15 protein-coding genes are annotated in these 17,161 nt (G+C 34.8%); 8 read left to right on the top strand and 7 right to left on the bottom strand.

Translation table 11 applies throughout. The features are described 5' to 3' along the window. Window positions 1-14 precede the first annotated feature (14 nt). Window positions 15-569 (bottom strand): crossover junction endodeoxyribonuclease RuvC, encoded by a 555-nt coding sequence (gene ruvC / locus ACEYOS_RS02625; protein WP_373709856.1) that lies wholly within the window; start codon window positions 567-569, stop codon window positions 15-17. Window positions 570-603: 34 nt separating this feature from the next. Then, complete coding sequence (locus tag ACEYOS_RS02620) at window positions 604-1,665, bottom strand: fatty acid desaturase (RefSeq protein ID WP_373709855.1); 1,062 nt, start codon at window positions 1,663-1,665, stop codon at window positions 604-606. A gap of 264 nt (window positions 1,666-1,929) precedes the next feature. Here ACEYOS_RS02620 and ACEYOS_RS02615 point away from each other — a divergent pair, with 264 nt between their 5' ends. The 4 genes from ACEYOS_RS02615 (at window position 1,930) to ACEYOS_RS02600 (ending at window position 6,762) form a co-directional block, all read left to right on the top strand. Beyond that, window positions 1,930-2,253, top strand: a complete 324-nt coding sequence (locus ACEYOS_RS02615; RefSeq protein WP_373709854.1) for a PadR family transcriptional regulator — start codon at window positions 1,930-1,932, stop codon at window positions 2,251-2,253. Next, window positions 2,250-2,966, top strand: a complete 717-nt coding sequence (locus ACEYOS_RS02610; RefSeq protein ID WP_373709853.1) for a hypothetical protein — start codon at window positions 2,250-2,252, stop codon at window positions 2,964-2,966. The genes ACEYOS_RS02615 and ACEYOS_RS02610 overlap by 4 nt, the downstream gene beginning before the upstream one ends. Continuing rightward, window positions 2,966-3,679 carry a hypothetical protein gene (locus ACEYOS_RS02605; RefSeq protein WP_373709852.1) on the top strand — a complete coding sequence of 238 codons (714 nt, stop codon included), beginning with the start codon at window positions 2,966-2,968 and terminating at the stop codon, window positions 3,677-3,679. The genes ACEYOS_RS02610 and ACEYOS_RS02605 overlap by 1 nt, the downstream gene beginning before the upstream one ends. 128 nt (window positions 3,680-3,807) lie before the next feature. Then, window positions 3,808-6,762 (top strand): VIT domain-containing protein, encoded by a 2,955-nt coding sequence (locus tag ACEYOS_RS02600; RefSeq protein ID WP_373709851.1) that lies wholly within the window; start codon window positions 3,808-3,810, stop codon window positions 6,760-6,762. A 156-nt stretch (window positions 6,763-6,918) separates the two neighbouring features. Here the strand turns inward: ACEYOS_RS02600 and ACEYOS_RS02595 are convergent, their stop codons facing one another. The 3 genes from ACEYOS_RS02595 to ACEYOS_RS02585 all read right to left on the bottom strand — a co-directional run bounded on the left by ACEYOS_RS02595 (window position 6,919) and on the right by ACEYOS_RS02585 (window position 12,368). Next, on the bottom strand, window positions 6,919-8,058 hold the full coding sequence (locus ACEYOS_RS02595) for a serine hydrolase domain-containing protein (RefSeq protein WP_373709850.1): 1,140 nt from the start codon (window positions 8,056-8,058) through the stop codon (window positions 6,919-6,921). 126 nt (window positions 8,059-8,184) lie between these two features. After that, window positions 8,185-8,583, bottom strand: a complete 399-nt coding sequence (locus ACEYOS_RS02590; protein ID WP_373709849.1) for a heme-binding protein — start codon at window positions 8,581-8,583, stop codon at window positions 8,185-8,187. Between the two features lie 404 nt (window positions 8,584-8,987). After that, window positions 8,988-12,368, bottom strand: coding sequence for a methylmalonyl-CoA mutase family protein (locus tag ACEYOS_RS02585; protein WP_373709848.1), 3,381 nt, complete (start codon window positions 12,366-12,368; stop codon window positions 8,988-8,990). Between the two features lie 169 nt (window positions 12,369-12,537). Here ACEYOS_RS02585 and ACEYOS_RS02580 point away from each other — a divergent pair, with 169 nt between their 5' ends. Further along, window positions 12,538-12,870, top strand: a complete 333-nt coding sequence (locus ACEYOS_RS02580; protein ID WP_373709847.1) for a hypothetical protein — start codon at window positions 12,538-12,540, stop codon at window positions 12,868-12,870. Window positions 12,871-12,880: 10 nt separating this feature from the next. Here the strand turns inward: ACEYOS_RS02580 and ACEYOS_RS02575 are convergent, their stop codons facing one another. Together ACEYOS_RS02575 and ACEYOS_RS02570 are read right to left on the bottom strand one after the other, a co-directional pair. Continuing rightward, complete coding sequence (locus ACEYOS_RS02575; RefSeq protein WP_373797494.1) at window positions 12,881-13,744, bottom strand: GLPGLI family protein; 864 nt, start codon at window positions 13,742-13,744, stop codon at window positions 12,881-12,883. Window positions 13,745-13,788: 44 nt separating this feature from the next. Further along, a complete protein-coding gene (locus ACEYOS_RS02570) occupies window positions 13,789-15,228 on the bottom strand; it encodes a CotH kinase family protein (protein ID WP_373709845.1) in 1,440 nt (479 codons plus the stop codon). Window positions 15,229-15,933: 705 nt separating this feature from the next. Between ACEYOS_RS02570 and rplM the strand changes: the two genes are divergently transcribed. The 3 genes from rplM to rpsB all read left to right on the top strand — a co-directional run. Beyond that, window positions 15,934-16,389, top strand: a complete 456-nt coding sequence (gene rplM, locus ACEYOS_RS02565; protein WP_373797493.1) for a 50S ribosomal protein L13 — start codon at window positions 15,934-15,936, stop codon at window positions 16,387-16,389. Window positions 16,390-16,394: 5 nt separating this feature from the next. Continuing rightward, a complete protein-coding gene (gene rpsI / locus ACEYOS_RS02560; RefSeq protein WP_305520138.1) occupies window positions 16,395-16,781 on the top strand; it encodes a 30S ribosomal protein S9 in 387 nt (128 codons plus the stop codon). Window positions 16,782-16,943: 162 nt separating this feature from the next. Beyond that, on the top strand, window positions 16,944-17,161 hold a 218-nt coding region (rpsB, locus tag ACEYOS_RS02555), incomplete at its 3' end, for a 30S ribosomal protein S2 (protein WP_373797492.1).

Genomic DNA, 17,161 nt, shown 5'->3' with positions numbered 1-17,161 from the left:
ATTAAAGAGTTAGATTACTTAAGTCGATCTGGATTTTGTTTTAGAAAACTATCCCAACCGGTGTAAGATTTGTCAGTTGTTAAATTTCCAGAATTAAAATGATGACAAACGGCAACCGCTAAACCATCGGAAGCATCTAAGTATTTGGTTGGAAATTCTTTAAGATTTAAAAGCGACTTCAGCATTCCAGCGACTTGCTCTTTGCTGGCATTTCCGTTTCCGGTGATGGCCATTTTAATCTTTTTAGGAGAATATTCGGTGATCGGAACATCACGGTATAAAGAAGCGGCCATAGCGACACCTTGTGCTCGACCCAGCTTCAACATCGATTGTACGTTTTTTCCGAAGAAAGGTGCTTCTAAGGCAACCTCATCAGGATGATATTCATCAATGAGCGATAAAGTTCTTTCGAAAATATATTTCAGTTTCGTTTCGTGATTGGGATATTTCTTGAGAATTAATTCGTGCATGGCGATTAATTCCATTTTATTTCCCTTCACCGAAATCAGTCCGAATCCCATAATTGCGGTTCCGGGATCGATCCCTAAAATTATTTTTTCTGTTACCATCAGTGCAAAGATAACATAAGTAAAATCTAGACTATTACGATTTGACCCGAATTTTTTTCAGTTGCGAAAATTTTACCATACGATCGTTTTCTTCATCCCAAAGCGTATAAAACGCATATTTCAGACTTCCCCAAAAAGTAATCTCAGAAACATGTTTCTGAAAAACAGGGTTTTCATTACTGCATTTTTTTAATTTATAAAACGGAATTTTTGGAGCCAAATGATGAAGATGATGATAACCGATGTTTCCCGTAAAGAAATTTAAAATGGCAGGTAGTTTATAATACGAACTTCCTTTAATTGCAGCCAAAACATATTCCCAGTCTTTTTTCCAGGATTTGTAATTCGGGTTATGCTGATGTTGCATATAGAAAAACCAAATAGCCGTAAAAACGAACGTCAATAAAATAGGAACATATATAAAGGCTAATTTTTTGAAACCGTAAGCCAGGTCAAAATTGGGTAAACACAATATTAATCCTACCACTGCGAAAAACAAAACCAAATAAAGATTCGTTAAAAGCAGCATCTTTCTTTCCTTATCCCAACCTTTCAAAGTGATAAAAGGAATACGGTTATGAATGAAAATATAATACGCCGGACCAATGATAAACATCACCGGAAATGAGCGATAAATTCGATATTTAAATTTGGCAGACTTAGAAAGTGCTTCATATTCTCTCACCGTTAGAAGATTTACATCTCCAATAGTCCGAGTATCGAGTTGCCCTTGATGAGCATGATGATGATTATGTGATCTTGCCCAGTATTTATAGGGAATACAGGTTAAAAAGCTGGTGATAAATCCAGTTCTGTCATTTTTCTTGCGGTCCGGAAAGAAGGCTTGATGTCCACAATCATGCTGAATTATGAATACTCGGGTTAAGAAAAGTCCACCAATGATTGAGATCACTACAGTAGCAATACGTGAATAATCGTACACAATCGCAGCGGTAATAAATACACCTATAAATGGTAAAATCGTATTGAAAATTTGTTTCCAGGCGAGCTTTGTTTCAGGAGAAGCGTAAGGTTTGATCAGGCTTTTCCAGTCTTTAAGATCGTGAATTATACTTTCTTCGTGTTCTTTGGTCATATTTTAAATTAAGATGCAAAGATATTCATTTAGAGGAACTATGTTATAAATAATATTTATTTGTGAATAAAAATTTTAATTAATAAAAGGGAATTTTTTAATAAGTGCGTGAAATTTTCCTTCCTTTAGTAAGCAAAAAATTTAGCCATCGTCCACGAATAAGCTGTTAACGAATAGAATTTTACTACATCAGTAAAAAAGATAAAAGTAATACACATACATAAGAAACTTATACATACATTTGTTAGGTATTAAATTCTACCAATGAAAAAAAACGCACTTTATAAAGGAACTTTACAAAATATCATCCTTAAACTGTTGGTGAAAGAAGTGAAGATGTACGGTTATCAAATGACCCAACGTGCTAAAGAATTGACTAAAGGCGAACTTCTTATGACTGAAGGTGCACTCTATCCAATTCTTCATAAACTGGAAACCGACGGGGTCATTTTTTCGGAAATACAGAACGTCAATGGTCGAAATCGGAAATATTATTTGCTCACAGAAAAAGGAAAAAAGCAACAATTGACCGAAGAATCTGAAATGAAAAGTTATCTTTTTAACCTTAATACCATTTTTGAACAATGATAAACTCTGAAAATGAAAAGGAAATTTTCCAGTATATAATTGATCGAAATGTCCCTATCGACTTAGCGTTGGAGCTTCGCGATCATATGCTTTCTCAGGTAGAGGCGGAATTGGGAGAAAATGAAGATTTTTATCTCGCATTTAATAAAGTGAAAAAAACTTGGGAATATGATTTGCATAGTATTTATCCCTTACTGTCTTGGAAAGCAATTACGCGGATTCACTTGCACTCTGTAAGAAAAATTTCTTACGATTTGCTAAAGCAATCGCTGTATTATTTTCTACCTTTATTTATATTAATTTTAATTTTAACATATTTTATTCCACAGGTTACAAAAAACATTTTGTTCGTAATTTATATTGCCATATTGGTCGTTAGTGCTAGTCTTTATTTTAAGAATTTTAAATTGATTAATAGTGCTAATACTAACTTTAAAACGAATGTAAGCATTTATCAAAGAGGCACTACCCTATTTTTAATTTCGTCTATGTATATTGTTATTTTCAATCTGTTTAATTATTCAGAACGGTACGAAAAATACACTACAGGCCTGATAAATGTGATCGATGAATATGAATTTACACTCAGGAACCTGGCTTATATCGTCTTAGAAAACATCTTCATTTGGGGTTGGATTTTAGGTTCACTGTATTTGAAAAAATATATAAACGCCTTTGAAAAAGTTGATAAACAAATTAAAATTAAATTATAATGATCAATTCAACCCAAAAATCTCAAATCCGGAATTATCTTATTTCTAAAAACCTTCCGACCGATATTTTATTGGAGGTTCAGGATCATATAGAGAATCAAATTGAATCACTTTATGCAGAAAACAATGTTTCTTTTGAAGAGGCATTCATAGACGTTCAAGTTAGTTGGCAAAAAGAATTCACAATGGTGAAAAAATCTTTTTTCTCTTTTGGTAAAGTGCCAAGAATCGTAAAAGAAATTCAAAAAGAAACCAATCGAAAATTTGCAAAAAAGTCAATAATAGCAGCACTTCTACTACTTATTTTTCAATTAGTTAGCGCAAAAACACTCCTAAGAGATCATTATTTTATCACCAATATATTAATTTACCTATTGACAGGACTTTCAATTATGGGTATGCTAATAATCTATATTTTTTCAAGTATCAAAAAACAGCGAACCCGAGCAGAAAGATACTTCTACAATCAACTGCTCAATATTTTTCTATGTTATATTTTATTGGGTATTTTTGGAACATTTACTAGACTGCCGACCAACTCATTTAAAGTTATACATGATTTTGTAAATGGAATTCATGAATTTTCTGCCGAGTATTTTGTTGCCGCCATAGTAAGTATCTTGTTCAAAACTGCAGTCACTTTTTATTTCTTCTTTATGTTAACTGATCGTGCGAAGTCCATTAGAAAAATCAGAAACTATCAATCTTGTTAATTTAAGAAGATTGATTCAAAAAATAAATCCGATGCACTTCTGTATCGGATTTTTCATTATTAAATTTAGGAAATAAAAAAAGTTTAACTTTATAGAATGTCCTCCATCAAATCACAAACCCATTAGAGATGAGAAAAATATTTCCTATTGCCCTACTTCTATTTCTATCCCATCTGTTTTTTGCTCAAATTCCAGTGCTCGAAACTCCAGTTAGAAACGGCGATTATAAAGTTACAAATGACGTCGTTCTTCAAAGCTTGAACTATGATGTAAAGATCACAGGAAACATTTCGACGACAGTTGCCACGATGGTTTTTAAAAATAACTCCAATCGAATATTGGAAGGAAGATTGACTTTTCCGCTGCCAGAAAATGTTTCGGTAAGTGGTTATGCTTTAGATATTAACGGAAAGTTGCGTAATGCAGTTCCAGTAGAAAAAGAAAAAGCTAAAGAAGTTTTTGAAAGTATTGAGAAAAGAAGAGTTGATCCGGGAATTTTAGAAAAAGTAGAAGGAAATAATTTCCGAACCAGAATTTATCCGATTACCGCAAACGGCAAAAGAACGGTTCAAATAACGTACAATCAAGAATTAAAAAAATCGGGAAATAATCTTCAATATTTCTTACCATTGGATTACAAAACTGCAATTCCTTCCTTTACTTTAAAGACTACGGTTTTTGAAAATATCAATACGCCTCAACTAGAAGAAAAGCCAGACGGAAGTTTCAATTTAGTGAAAAACGGAAATGTTTGGGTAGCAGAAACTACCAAAACGAATTATAAAACTTCAGGAAATTTAAGAATTAACTTACCACAAAATCAGAATGAAAGTTCAGCAATGATGCAAAATGCGAGCGGTAACACTTTCTATTTCTTGGCGAATATTCCCATCAACGCTTCTTCAGTACCGAAGAAAATGCCTGAAACCATCGGAATTATTTGGGACAATTCTTTGAGTGGCTTGCAGCGCGATCACGTGAAAGAATCTGAATTACTTGATGAATATTTTAAAGTGGCGAAAAACACCACTGTTAAATTAGCACTACTCAATAATGAATTCGAAGAAAGTAAAACTTTTAAAATCAATAATGGAAATTGGCAAGAATTAAAAACCTTCTTAACCAATCTGACGTATGACGGCGGAACAGATTTCGGTCAGTTAAAAAATATGAAAGTTGATGAATACTTATTATTTTCTGACGGACTTTCTACTTTTGGAGATTTGAATTTGACATTAAACAAACCAGTTTACACCATTGTTTCTTCCACGAAAGCCAATTTCAGTCAAATGAAATTCATCAGTTTAAAAACGGGTGGTGAACTTTTAAACATTAATCAAAATTCGCCTCAGAGAGAAGTTAGAAAGTTGCTTTTTCAAAATTTGAAATTTCTAGGAATTAAAGACAATCCCAATTTAAGTGAAGTTTATCCGCGACTTCCACAGACCATTGATAATAATTTGGTTTTGTCTGGAATTACGAATCAAGCAAAAACTACGGTCACTTTACTTTTCGGCTATGAAAATCAGCCAACTCAAGAAAAAATAATCACTTTAAATGCAGATGATCAAACTACGAAAGATTGGGATATTTCTAAATTTTGGGCACAAAAAAAGATTTCAGAACTAGAACTTTTTGAAGATCAAAACAAGGAAGAAATTAAAAATCTAGGTAAGCAATTCGGCATCGCAACTAACAATACAAGTTTAATTGTTTTGGAAAACGTACAAGATTATGCGCGTTACGAAATTTTTCCACCGGAAGAATTGAGAGCAGAATATGATCGAATCATTAAAAGAAATCTTGACCAAAGAGATGCGAGAATGACCAATATCATGGAGAAAGCAGAACAGATGACGGAGACTTTGAAGAAATGGTGGAATACGGATTTTAAAGAGGTCAAAAAATATCCGAAACCAAATAATGTCAATGAAAATCAGGAACCTAGTGTGGATGTAATGATTAGTTCTTCTCCAACACCAAGTAGAAATTCTAATATTCTACAAGCAGAAGTGGCAGGTATCAGAGTTGACAGCTCTCGAGCGGATAGTATTGATGAAGTAGTTGTAGCTGCGAGTGGAATTAGAAGATCGGAAAGAAGAATGGCAGCTGAAGACAGATCGGAGAAAGAAATGGAAAACACCGTAAAAGGAAAAATAACGACGATCGATGTAAAATCTGACCAGGAGTATATGAAGTCTTTCGAACAACTGACGACGGCTGAAACTATTTACAATCAATATTTAATACAAAGAAAAACTTATATTCAAACGCCAACTTTCTATTTTGATGTCGCAAAATTACTTTTTCAAAATAATCATAAAAAATTGGGTTTAAAAGTTTTAAGTTCGATTGCTGATCTGGATATTGAAAATGAAGAACTCTATAAATTATTGGTTTATAAACTAAAAGAACAGAATATTAATGACAAGCAGGTTTGGATCGCTAGGAAAATTCTGGATTGGAGACCGATGGATCCGCAAAGTTATCGGGATTATGCTTTGGCTTTGGAAGATGATGGCAAACCGCAAGAAGCCTTGGATTATTTATATAAAATCCTCAACAAATCCTACACCCAAGAAATCGCACAACGCGACAACGGAATTGAAGAAACGATCATCATGGAACTCAACGAATTGATTTCCAGAAATAGGAACAAATTAGATATCAGTGCGATCAATCCGAAACTGATTGCTGATCTGCCAGTAAATATTCGAGTCGTGCTGAACTGGAATAAAGACAATACCGATATCGATCTTTGGATCACCGATCCGAATGGCGAGAAATGTATGTATTCTCATAAAGAGACCGCAAGTGGCGGAAGATTAAGCACCGATTTCACACGAGGTTTCGGACCTGAACAATTTCTTTTGAAAAAAGCCATCAAAGGAAAATATAAAATAGAAACGAATTTCTATGGCGAAACCCAAGTGACTTTAACTGGGCCCACTGCGATTATGGCTGAGATTTACATCAATTACGCAACTGGAAAACAGGAAAGAAAATTAGTAGTTTTTCAAAATCAGAAAAAATCTAAAGAAGGAAATAGTCATGGAATTTTGATTGGTGAATTTGAGTTTTAAAATCAACTTAGAAGAAATAGTTGAACGCAAAGACGCAAAAAGTTAAAAAATTTTGACTGTATAAATTACGATCGCAATGGCGTTTCACTGAATAAAGTAAAAAGATTAAATCCGATGCATTTCTGTACCGGATTTATATTTATTGAGTAATGGCGATTATTCTGGCATCGTCGTTTTAATCATCTCTTTCCGTAAATCAATGACCGTATTTTGAATCGCATCTGTAATTTGCTTGATCTCTTTGTGCGGATTAAAAATAGAATTCTTACCTCTTACCTCGTCTGCAATATTGGATAGAATAACTACGGAAGTTTGGCTTTCAGGATAATAAATTAAAAGCGACGGCGCGCCTTTCACATAACCCGTATGAAAGTACGCAACTGGTTTCCCGACGTTCATCATGATCCCAAAACCATAATCCATTTTACCGAGAATCTGATGATTGCGATCTGCTGATTTATCAGCGAATTTCTTTAATGATCCGGGTTTTAAAAGCTGGCCGTGATACAGAGCTGTATTCCATCGATGCAAATCATTTACGGTTGACAAGATTCCGCCAGCAGGAACGCTGATCGATTCATTAGCAAGTCGCTTGGGCATATTTTCAACTTCATGAAAATCTTTTCCGTTTCCCGTAAATGCGCTCACTAAATTTTTACCTTTAAAAGAACTTGCGGTCGACGAACTTTTCATTCCGGCTTTCTCAAAAAGCTCTCTTACATTTTCGTCATAAGATTTTCCTGAAACTTTTTCGATAATTTCGCCCAATAGCCGAAATCCTTTATTGGAGTAATGAAATTCTTTTCCGGGTTTAGATAATAGCCCACTGCCGAAATCGCTTATTCCTGACGTGTGATTCAGCAGTTCTTTAATGGTAATACTTTTCAATTGATTGTTTTGAAAATCGGATAGGTATTTTGAAACTTGGTCTTCCGTATTTAATTTCCCTAGATCTTCCTGCAACAAAATTAAAACTGCGGTAAACTGTTTACTTACAGATGCGATCGCAAAAACCGAACTGCTATCGAGTTTTTTCTTTTGCTTAAAACTTTCGAAACCACTCTCTTTTTGGTAAAGAACCTCATCATTTTTAAGAACCGAAACTGAACCGTTAAAGTCATATTGTGAAAATACAGAATCGATCTGTTGCGCTAATAATTTTTTTTGAAATCGACTTATGGTCGAATCGATCAAGGAATTTCGAGTAGAAGTTTGTTCCGCAATTTTTTCTGCCTCAGATTTGCAGGAGAATGTGGTCGTTAAAATTAATAGGAAGAAAAGAGATTTAAAATTCATAAGAGATCGCTGTTTTGTCAAATATAAAGAATGAAAAATAAATGATCTGTTTCAAAACCGAATTAGTATCCATAAAAAAGTCACTCCAAATAGAAGTGACTTTAAATTTATTGAGATTTCGAAAAATTAAATTGCTGCTGCTCCAGCTTCTGCCACGGCATGATCATTTTCTACCGCGCTTCCGCTTACGCCAATGGCTCCAATAATTTCACCGTGTGCATTTTTAACCAAAACGCCACCTGGAAAAGTAATTAATCCACCGTTAGAATGTTCGATATTGTAAAGAGAACCACCAGGTTGAGAAAGTTTTCCTATTTCTCCGGAGTTCATATCAAAAAAACGGGCAGTTTTGGCTTTCTTGATGGAGATATCCAAAGAACCCAACCAAGCTCCATCCATTCTGGCAAACGCTACTAAATTCGCACCGGCATCAACTACGGCGATATTCATTTTGCAATCTATTGCTAATGCTTTTTCTTTTGCTGCTGAAATCAATTGTTCAGCTTGTGATAGGGCAATATTCATTTCTTAAATTTTTTATTTTTTAAATGTACGTTTCTGTGAAAGAATTAAAAAAGCCATCGAAGCTTCGGAAGCTTGGCGGCTTTAGATATTGGACAATTATTTTGTTGTAATGATTTACTTCTCGCAAGTGCAACCTTTGCAAGTGCAATTCGTGCAAGTACAACTTTTACAGTTTCCCGATTTGCAACCTTCGCAGTTGCAGGTACAATTAGTATTTTCCATAATTTTCTATTTAATTAAGAGATTAGAAGCTAAAGATAAAAAATGATTTTGAGAAAACAGGGGTAATTATTTGATTTAACACACATTAACAATTTTAAAAAATATAAAAAAAAACCGTGTCAAGGTTTGAATTCTTGACACGGTTGGTTAATAAGCAAATTGAAAAACTTCAAATAACTCGCTTACATATTCCGTCTGTACATTCCACCTACCTCGAATAAAGCATTAGTGATCTGTCCAAGTGAACAATACTTCACCGCCTCCATCATTTTTTCAAATAAATTTTCCTGGTTGATAGCCGAGATCTGGAGATCGTGTAAGATCTGTTCGCTTTTGTCAGCGTGTGATTTCTGAAAGTTTTCTAAATTCTGAATCTGTAATTGTTTTTCTTCTTCGGTAGAACGAATAACCTCTCTTGGTAAAACGGTTGGCGAACCATCTTTTCCTAAGAACGTATTCACTCCAATAATTGGAAATTCTCCAGTATGTTTCAGCATTTCATAATGCATACTTTCTTCCTGAATTTTTGAACGTTGATACATGGTTTCCATGGCACCCAAAACTCCACCTCTTTCAGTGATTCGGTCGAATTCGGTATAAACGGCTTCTTCAACCAAGTCGGTTAATTCTTCAATAATGAAAGAACCTTGTAATGGGTTTTCATTTTTCGCTAAACCTAATTCTTTATTAATGATCAGTTGAATTGCCATTGCTCTTCTTACTGAATCTTCAGTCGGAGTTGTAATGGCTTCATCATAAGCATTGGTATGCAACGAGTTACAGTTGTCATAAATCGCATATAACGCCTGCAATGTTGTACGGATATCATTGAAGTCAATTTCTTGTGCGTGCAAAGAGCGTCCAGAAGTTTGAATGTGGTATTTCAACATCTGACTTCTTTCGTTGGCCTGATATTTCAACTTCATCGCTTTCGACCAAATTCTTCTGGCAACACGACCGATTACCGCATATTCTGGATCAGTTCCGTTTGAGAAGAAGAAAGATAAGTTTGGAGCGAAATCATTAATATCCATTCCGCGGCTCAAATAATACTCCACATAAGTAAATCCGTTTGCCAACGTAAACGCCAACTGCGAAATTGGATTTGCGCCCGCTTCTGCAATGTGATAACCAGAAATTGAAACCGAATAAAAGTTTCTTACTTTCTCATCAATAAAATATTGTTGAACATCACCCATTAATCTCAACGCAAATTCAGTCGAGAAAATACACGTATTTTGCGCTTGATCTTCTTTTAAAATATCTGCCTGAACCGTTCCACGAACGGTTGCAATAGTCTGCGCTTTAATTTTGTTATACGTTTCCGTATCTATTACCTCATCACCAGTAATTCCTAACAATTTTAAACCTAAACCATTATTTCCTTTTGGAAGTTCACCTTCATAAGCAGGTCTTTTTAAACCTTGGTCATCGAATTTTGCTTTTAACTTTGCTTCAACTGCTTCCCAAAGATTATTCTCCGTTAAATATTTTTCGACATTTTGATCGATGGCAGCATTCATGAAAAATGCTAAAATCATCGGAGCCGGTCCATTGATGGTCATTGAAACCGATGTCATGGCATTCACCAAATCAAAGCCTGAATAGAGTTTTTTCGCATCATCTAAAGTTGCAATTGAAACTCCGGCATTTCCGATCTTTCCGTAAATATCTGGTGGGAACGCTGGATCCTGTCCATATAAAGTTACCGAGTCAAATGCAGTTGATAAACGTTTCGCATCCATATCTGCGGACACGTAATGGAATCTTCTGTTCGTTCTTTCTGGTCCGCCTTCTCCGGCAAACATTCTGGTCGGATCTTCACCCGTTCTTTTAAAAGGGAACAATCCAGCGGTGTAAGGAAATTGTCCCGGAACATTTTCCTGGCCTTTCCAACGCAAAAGATCACCCCAATCCTGAAATTTGGGTAAAGATATTTTCGGAATTTTTAAATGAGAAAGAGATTCATATTTTGTCTCTACTTTAATTTCTTTTCCACGAACGAAATAAGAATAAGCATCTCCAGCCATTTCTTCTTTGAAATTGCGCCATCCTTTTAGGAAAGCGATATTTTCCTCAGATAATTCCTTCTTCGTTTTAAGGAAAACCTTTTCTAATTTATCAGTCGTATGTTGATCATCAGTAATGAGAACTTTTGCACCTTCTAAAAGATACATTCTCTTCGCAATGAGTGCTTGATGCTCAACTTCTTTATCATAAGCATGATTGCTCTCTACGATTTCGGAAAGATAACGAACGCGTTTTGGCGGAATAACCGTAGTATCATCTGAAACATTTTGTTCTACAAACTCTTTAAATTTCGGAGCAGTTTCACCTTGATCTTTTTCTAAAGTCTCATTGACTTTATTAATTAAAGCATTGTATAATTCAGTCGTTCCGTAATCGTTGAACTGACTGGCTTTCGTAGAAAAGACCGGCATTTCTTCTAATGTTTTATCAAACGCCGTGTGATTTCGTTGATACGTTTTTCGAACAGCTTGAAGTGCGTCTAAGGCACCACGTTTATCTGATTTATTAAGAACAACCAGGTCGGCATAATCCAACATATCAATTTTCTCCAATTGCGTTGAAGCTCCGTATTCCGGAGTCATTACATACATGGAAACATCGGCAATATCAGTAATTTCTGAGCCAGATTGTCCAATGCCTGAAGTCTCTAAAATGATGACATCCGGTTTTGCTAATTTTAAAATATTTAAAGCGGAATGAATGTAAGGAGAAACCGAAACATTATTTTCCCGAGTCGCCATAGAACGCATATAAACGCGAGAATCATTAATGGAATTCATTCGGATACGATCTCCTAAAAGTGCTCCACCTGTTTTCTTTTTTGAAGGATCTACAGAAACGATCGCGATCTTCTGATCGGGATTTGAACGTAAAAAACGACGAACCAATTCATCCGTTAAAGAAGATTTTCCGGCTCCACCAGTTCCGGTGATTCCAATAATAGGAATTTTAGAATCCTTTGCTTTTTCATCAATTGCTTTCACCAACTCTGGTTTTTCATCGGAGAAGTTTTCTACCGCTGAAATAACTTCTGCGATCGATTTAGAATCTTCAAATTTAATTTGATCTAAATCTGAAACTTGAATATGTTCTCCCGTTGCAAAATCAGATTTTTTAACTAAATCATTGATCATTCCCTGTAATCCCATTTCACGGCCGTCATCGGGAGAATAAATCCGGTCGATTCCGTATTCCATTAATTCTCTGATTTCTTCGGGAAGAATTACGCCGCCGCCGCCGCCAAATATTTTGATCTGAGGTGCACCTTTTTGACGAAGAAGATCATAGATATATTTAAAATATTCGTTGTGACCACCTTGGTAAGAAGTCAAGGCAATTGCGTTTGCATCTTCCTGAATAGCGCAGTCAACAACTTCCTCTGCCGATTTATCATGACCAAGATGAATAACTTCAGCTCCTGTGGCCTGAATCATCCTTCTCATAATATTAATAGCAGCGTCGTGTCCATCAAACAAAGAAGCGGCTGTTACGACTCTTACTTTATTTTTTGGCGTATATTTTTCTTGATTCATAATATAATTTCGATTGTTCCAAAGATAAGGTTTTCTCTAAAATATGAAAGTTGAAAAAAGGTATTCATTCGATAGAAAGAAGCAATGCGGAAAAGAAACTACAGAAACGGTCTCCGCACCTCATTGCTAAAACTTTAAAAATGGTTAGTTTTGCAAAAATATTTCAGCTATGCAGAAAGCCCTACTTTATTTATTCGCCGGAACTGGAATCAGTTTTCTACTCAACTACTTTCTATTAGGTAGTCAAGGTTGGGAACTGGATCTGTACTACGGTTTCGCATTTGGTCTGGCCTGGGGAACTGCTTATTTTTTAGATGATGAAAAATTCGAGCTTCCACAGAAATTAATGTACTCTTTTATAGCGATGGGATTGCTGATGGTGATTGGCTATTTTATTTTCAATTTAGAATTGGCAGTGCCTTCCCTCATCAAATTCTCAATGGTTTTTGTAGCGTACTATGTTTTAGCGAGTTTTAGAAAAACGAAATCTTTGAGGAAGTAACATAAATTTTTTATCGAATTAACAGATCAAGTTCAATTAGGTTGTTATTTTTAGCTTGATATTCTTTCGCAATATTCTCGGTTCTTTTTATCATTGCAGCAGCAGAAACTGCAGACCCGTTACCATCCTGCATGTTACCCATATTTCCTTTGCTCATCATTTCTTTAAAAGCTTTTGCAGGATCATCTCTTAATTCCCAAAAAAGTTTTTTATATTTTTCCTGGGTAATATTAATCGGATCTTCATCGTCAAATTTAGATTGTCTGGGTTGAGTTGCGACATATTTATTAACCGCCTTTAATTCATACTGATGGGTTTTTGATTCATCCTCTAACTTGATGATCAATCCTGGAAGGCCATGAAATTTGTAAGGACCATCTTGAAAAGGTAATTCTGTAGAGAACCAAGCCATCCATTTTCTTCCAGCGAAATAAGAAATTGCCTTCTGTGCTTCGAACTCGCCAATTTTCATCTTTTCAGGTAAGATTTTCCAGTCGATTTTTCTCTCATCCGAAACTTTATAGGAGTCGCTACCGTTTCTAGTTTGCAAAGAAATTTTATAAGCTGGATATGTTTTGAAAACCTTATAGCTTACCAATGCATTTTTACGAGGAGTTGCAATACCTGTAAAATTCATACTTCCTGTTGCGGCTATTTCTTTTTCATATTTTGCAATCCGCATAGAATCTCTTACGAAAACATCTCGACTGTAAAATTTCGAACCATCTTTAGAAATATCTAAATACATTAACTCTTTGCTTACTTCATTTTTATTTAAAGTATCTCGCACAAAGTGATACTCATAAATGAATCTTTGGTTTTGAGCATTGTATAAAACGGAGAACAAGATTAAGAATAGAGATAATTTTTTCATAGTAATTTTTGGATTAAAACTAATTTGTGAAGATAGAAAAATATTTAATTTTTAGGAATTGAATTGGCTTTCACAGAGAAAAAATTATTCTGATCATTGCTTAAAAGACGGTATCTGGATTGATTCCCCCAATTTGCCGGTAAATCCTGAATGGTCATATCTTCACCTGTATCATTAGAAATATAATTGGCAATTTTACTTCGCCACTTTAAGATTCTTTGTTGGCTGTAAGTGGTGTAAAATAAATCATATTTCTTGTCAACTAAATCATTCAAATACTGAATGTACTGCGTTTTATATTCGGGAATTGTCAAGATTTTTGCAACCAAAGGATTTTCAGAACTTTTGCCCCATTGTAAAGGATTTTGCAAACCTGAGTCCACCATCAAAAGAGAAGTTCCCAAAGTATTATCGTAATCGTACGGAATAAAATAGAACTTATCATCTGAGTCAAAATAAAAGTAAAAATTATTGGAGTTGCTCCAGTAATCATCCCACATCCCTAGTGTTACGTTTACTGCGTAGGTTTTCAGAAATAGATCGACATCCATTTTTGAGGAAATATAAGATTGAAAATCTCCACCAGATTTAGAATTAATCTGCGTTATAAAATCGACCAACTGCGACTTCGAGCTTTCCAGATTATTTTTCTTTCCTTTATAATCATAGACTGGCGAGTAATTGGAAGTTAAAGTTACATTCTCAATTCCCATACGATCAGCTGAAGTAGAAGTGTTTCTGAGATCAGCACCGTAGTTTGCTTTCCATAAATTTCCGGTCGTACTTTTATAGAATGAAGTTCGATTGGCAAGATAGGTATCATCTACAGGTTCAACCATTTGATAAACTCCAAAATAGGCTGGCTTTGCATCACCTGCAATTTTGATCGTGAGTTTACAATAAGAAGATTGCGGTGCAGTCCAAACGCCAAATCTTTCAAATAGATCATAAGAATAAACTTCGCGAACGTAATTAGAATCGTCCTTAAACCATTTCAAAATTAATTTTTCTGAATCGTGAAATTTTTGAGCTTTTCGATACTTTTTAAAATTGACTGTAAAACTTGCATGTTTCCAATCTGGATTCACAGAATTATGCTGTTGTCCCGTGAAACCTTCAGGTCGTCTGCGACTGGTGTTTCCACGCAAACGAACGCCGATGCTGTCCAGACTTTCTGCAGTTCCAGTTTTGTTGAAACCGAATTTGCCGACAATATATTCTTCGTTCTGTGGATTCTGGTCGTAGTAATTTAGAATTTTATTCCATTCTTCTTTTGAAATTTCCAGCGAAATTTCGGGAACGGCTTCAATATCATAAATGTATTTCTGGGAGACAGAAAGTGCATAAGGCGTTTGGTAAGGTTGCTGTAAAAGTTCTACGGGTTGATTAGGAATTTCCGACTCTGGAATAACTGTTTCATTGCGACAGCTACCAAGTAGCAATGTCATTAATAAGGACAGGGAATAAATCCGGAAAAATTTCATTTATAATTTTATTCAAATTTAATTGAAATTAAATTACTATTTAAAGTATAACAGATGAAACAATCGTTTTGTTGCGTAGAAAAGAAGAAACTTATTTCAAAACAGCAATTCCAGTTCATCAAAATACTGACTTGCATTTATAGACTATTAGGTTTTGGGATTTTTATAAAATGAATTCACTCCGAAAATAAAAAAGGCAGACAATGTCTACCTCTCATATAAAGAATTGTGTTTCTCGTTCACTACATTCGTTATACACGATTATAGCAAACTAGTTAAAAATAACTAGTCTCTCTTTACCAATTAGCATGCCATAAAAAGAGCATTCAATTTCTTCCCTAGCGTCCAATCACTCATTAGTAATGATAACCGCGTTTGTAATTTTATAGAAACTTGTAAAAAAGTCAAGGTTTTTTTTTAGATAATATCGTACTATAAATATCAATTAAAATTTAAAAATTTTAAGGGAATATTAGAATCGAAAAAATGTTTTAAAATTTAATAAGGGAAAAATTGTTAGCATGATTGGATGATTTTAAATTTGACTATTAAAATAAACGCCAACTTGCAATAATACAATGCACGAATTACGATCGTAGTTTTGTCTAAAAATATAATTGCATATATTATTTTGTATTAAAAAAAATTCATACCTTTGCACACCCGTTTTGGGGAAAATTATGTTTAATCGTAAACGAAAAAAGTGTGAATACATTAAGTTACAAAACCGTTTCAGCTAATAAAGCTACCGCTAACAAAGAATGGGTTGTGGTAGACGCTGAAGGACAACCTTTAGGAAGACTAGCTTCTAAGGTTGCAAAGATTTTGAGAGGTAAGCACAAAACGAATTTTACACCTCACTCAGACTGCGGAGATAATGTAATCGTTTTGAATGCTGGAAAAATTACCCTTTCTGGAAACAAGTGGGCTGACAAGACTTACATTTGGCATACTGGGTATCCAGGTGGTCAAAAGTCTATGACTGCGCTAGAACTTCAAAAGAAAGATTCTTTGAAAGTATTGGAAAAATCTGTAAAAGGTATGCTTCCAAAAACTAAATTAGGATCTCAGTTGTTTAAGAACCTTTATTTATATGAAGGAACTGACCACAAACATGAAGCTCAAACGCCGAAAGTAATCAATATTAACGAATTCAAATAATTAATATGTCAATAGTTCATAAAATTGGAAGAAGAAAAACTTCTGTTGCAAGAGTTTATGTGAGACCAGGTTCTGGTGTGATCACAATAAACAAAAAGGATTCTAAGGAATACTTCGGAACTGACGTTTTAGTTTACAAAGTGAATCAACCATTTTTGTTAACAGAAACAGCTGGTCAATATGACGTAACTGTGAATGTTTTCGGTGGTGGAATTACTGGTCAGGCTGAAGCTATCAGATTAGCTATTTCTAGAGCTATGTGCGAAATCAATGAAGAAAACCGTTTGCTTTTGAAGCCACACGGATTGCTTACAAGAGACGCAAGAATGGTGGAAAGAAAAAAACCAGGTCAGAAAAAAGCAAGAAAGAAATTCCAATTCTCGAAACGTTAATCTGGAAACAGAAAACGACTGGAGACCAAGTTGGAGATTTTTTATCTCGTATTTATTATCTAATCAAAAATGCCCCGTTAGTTTAGCACCCAAACATTTCTCCCATCTAAAGAAATTGTTGATTGCATAAAGCGGCACGTAAACTAAAAACAAAAAAGAGACATGGCAAAAGCAAATGTTAAAGACCTTTTAGAGGCAGGCGTACACTTCGGTCACATGACCAGAAAGTGGAATCCAAATATGGCTCCATACATTTTTATGGAGAAAAACGGTATTCACATCGTAGACTTACATAAAACAGCTGTGAAATTAGACGAAGCTTGTTCAGCTTTAGAAAAAATCACTTCTGCAGGTAAAAAAGTTCTTTTTGTTGCTACTAA

Origin of the sequence: Kaistella sp. (genome assembly GCF_041824135.1) — a bacterium.
GTDB lineage: Bacteria > Bacteroidota > Bacteroidia > Flavobacteriales > Weeksellaceae > Kaistella.
This window is presented reverse-complemented; position numbering and strand designations above follow the sequence as displayed.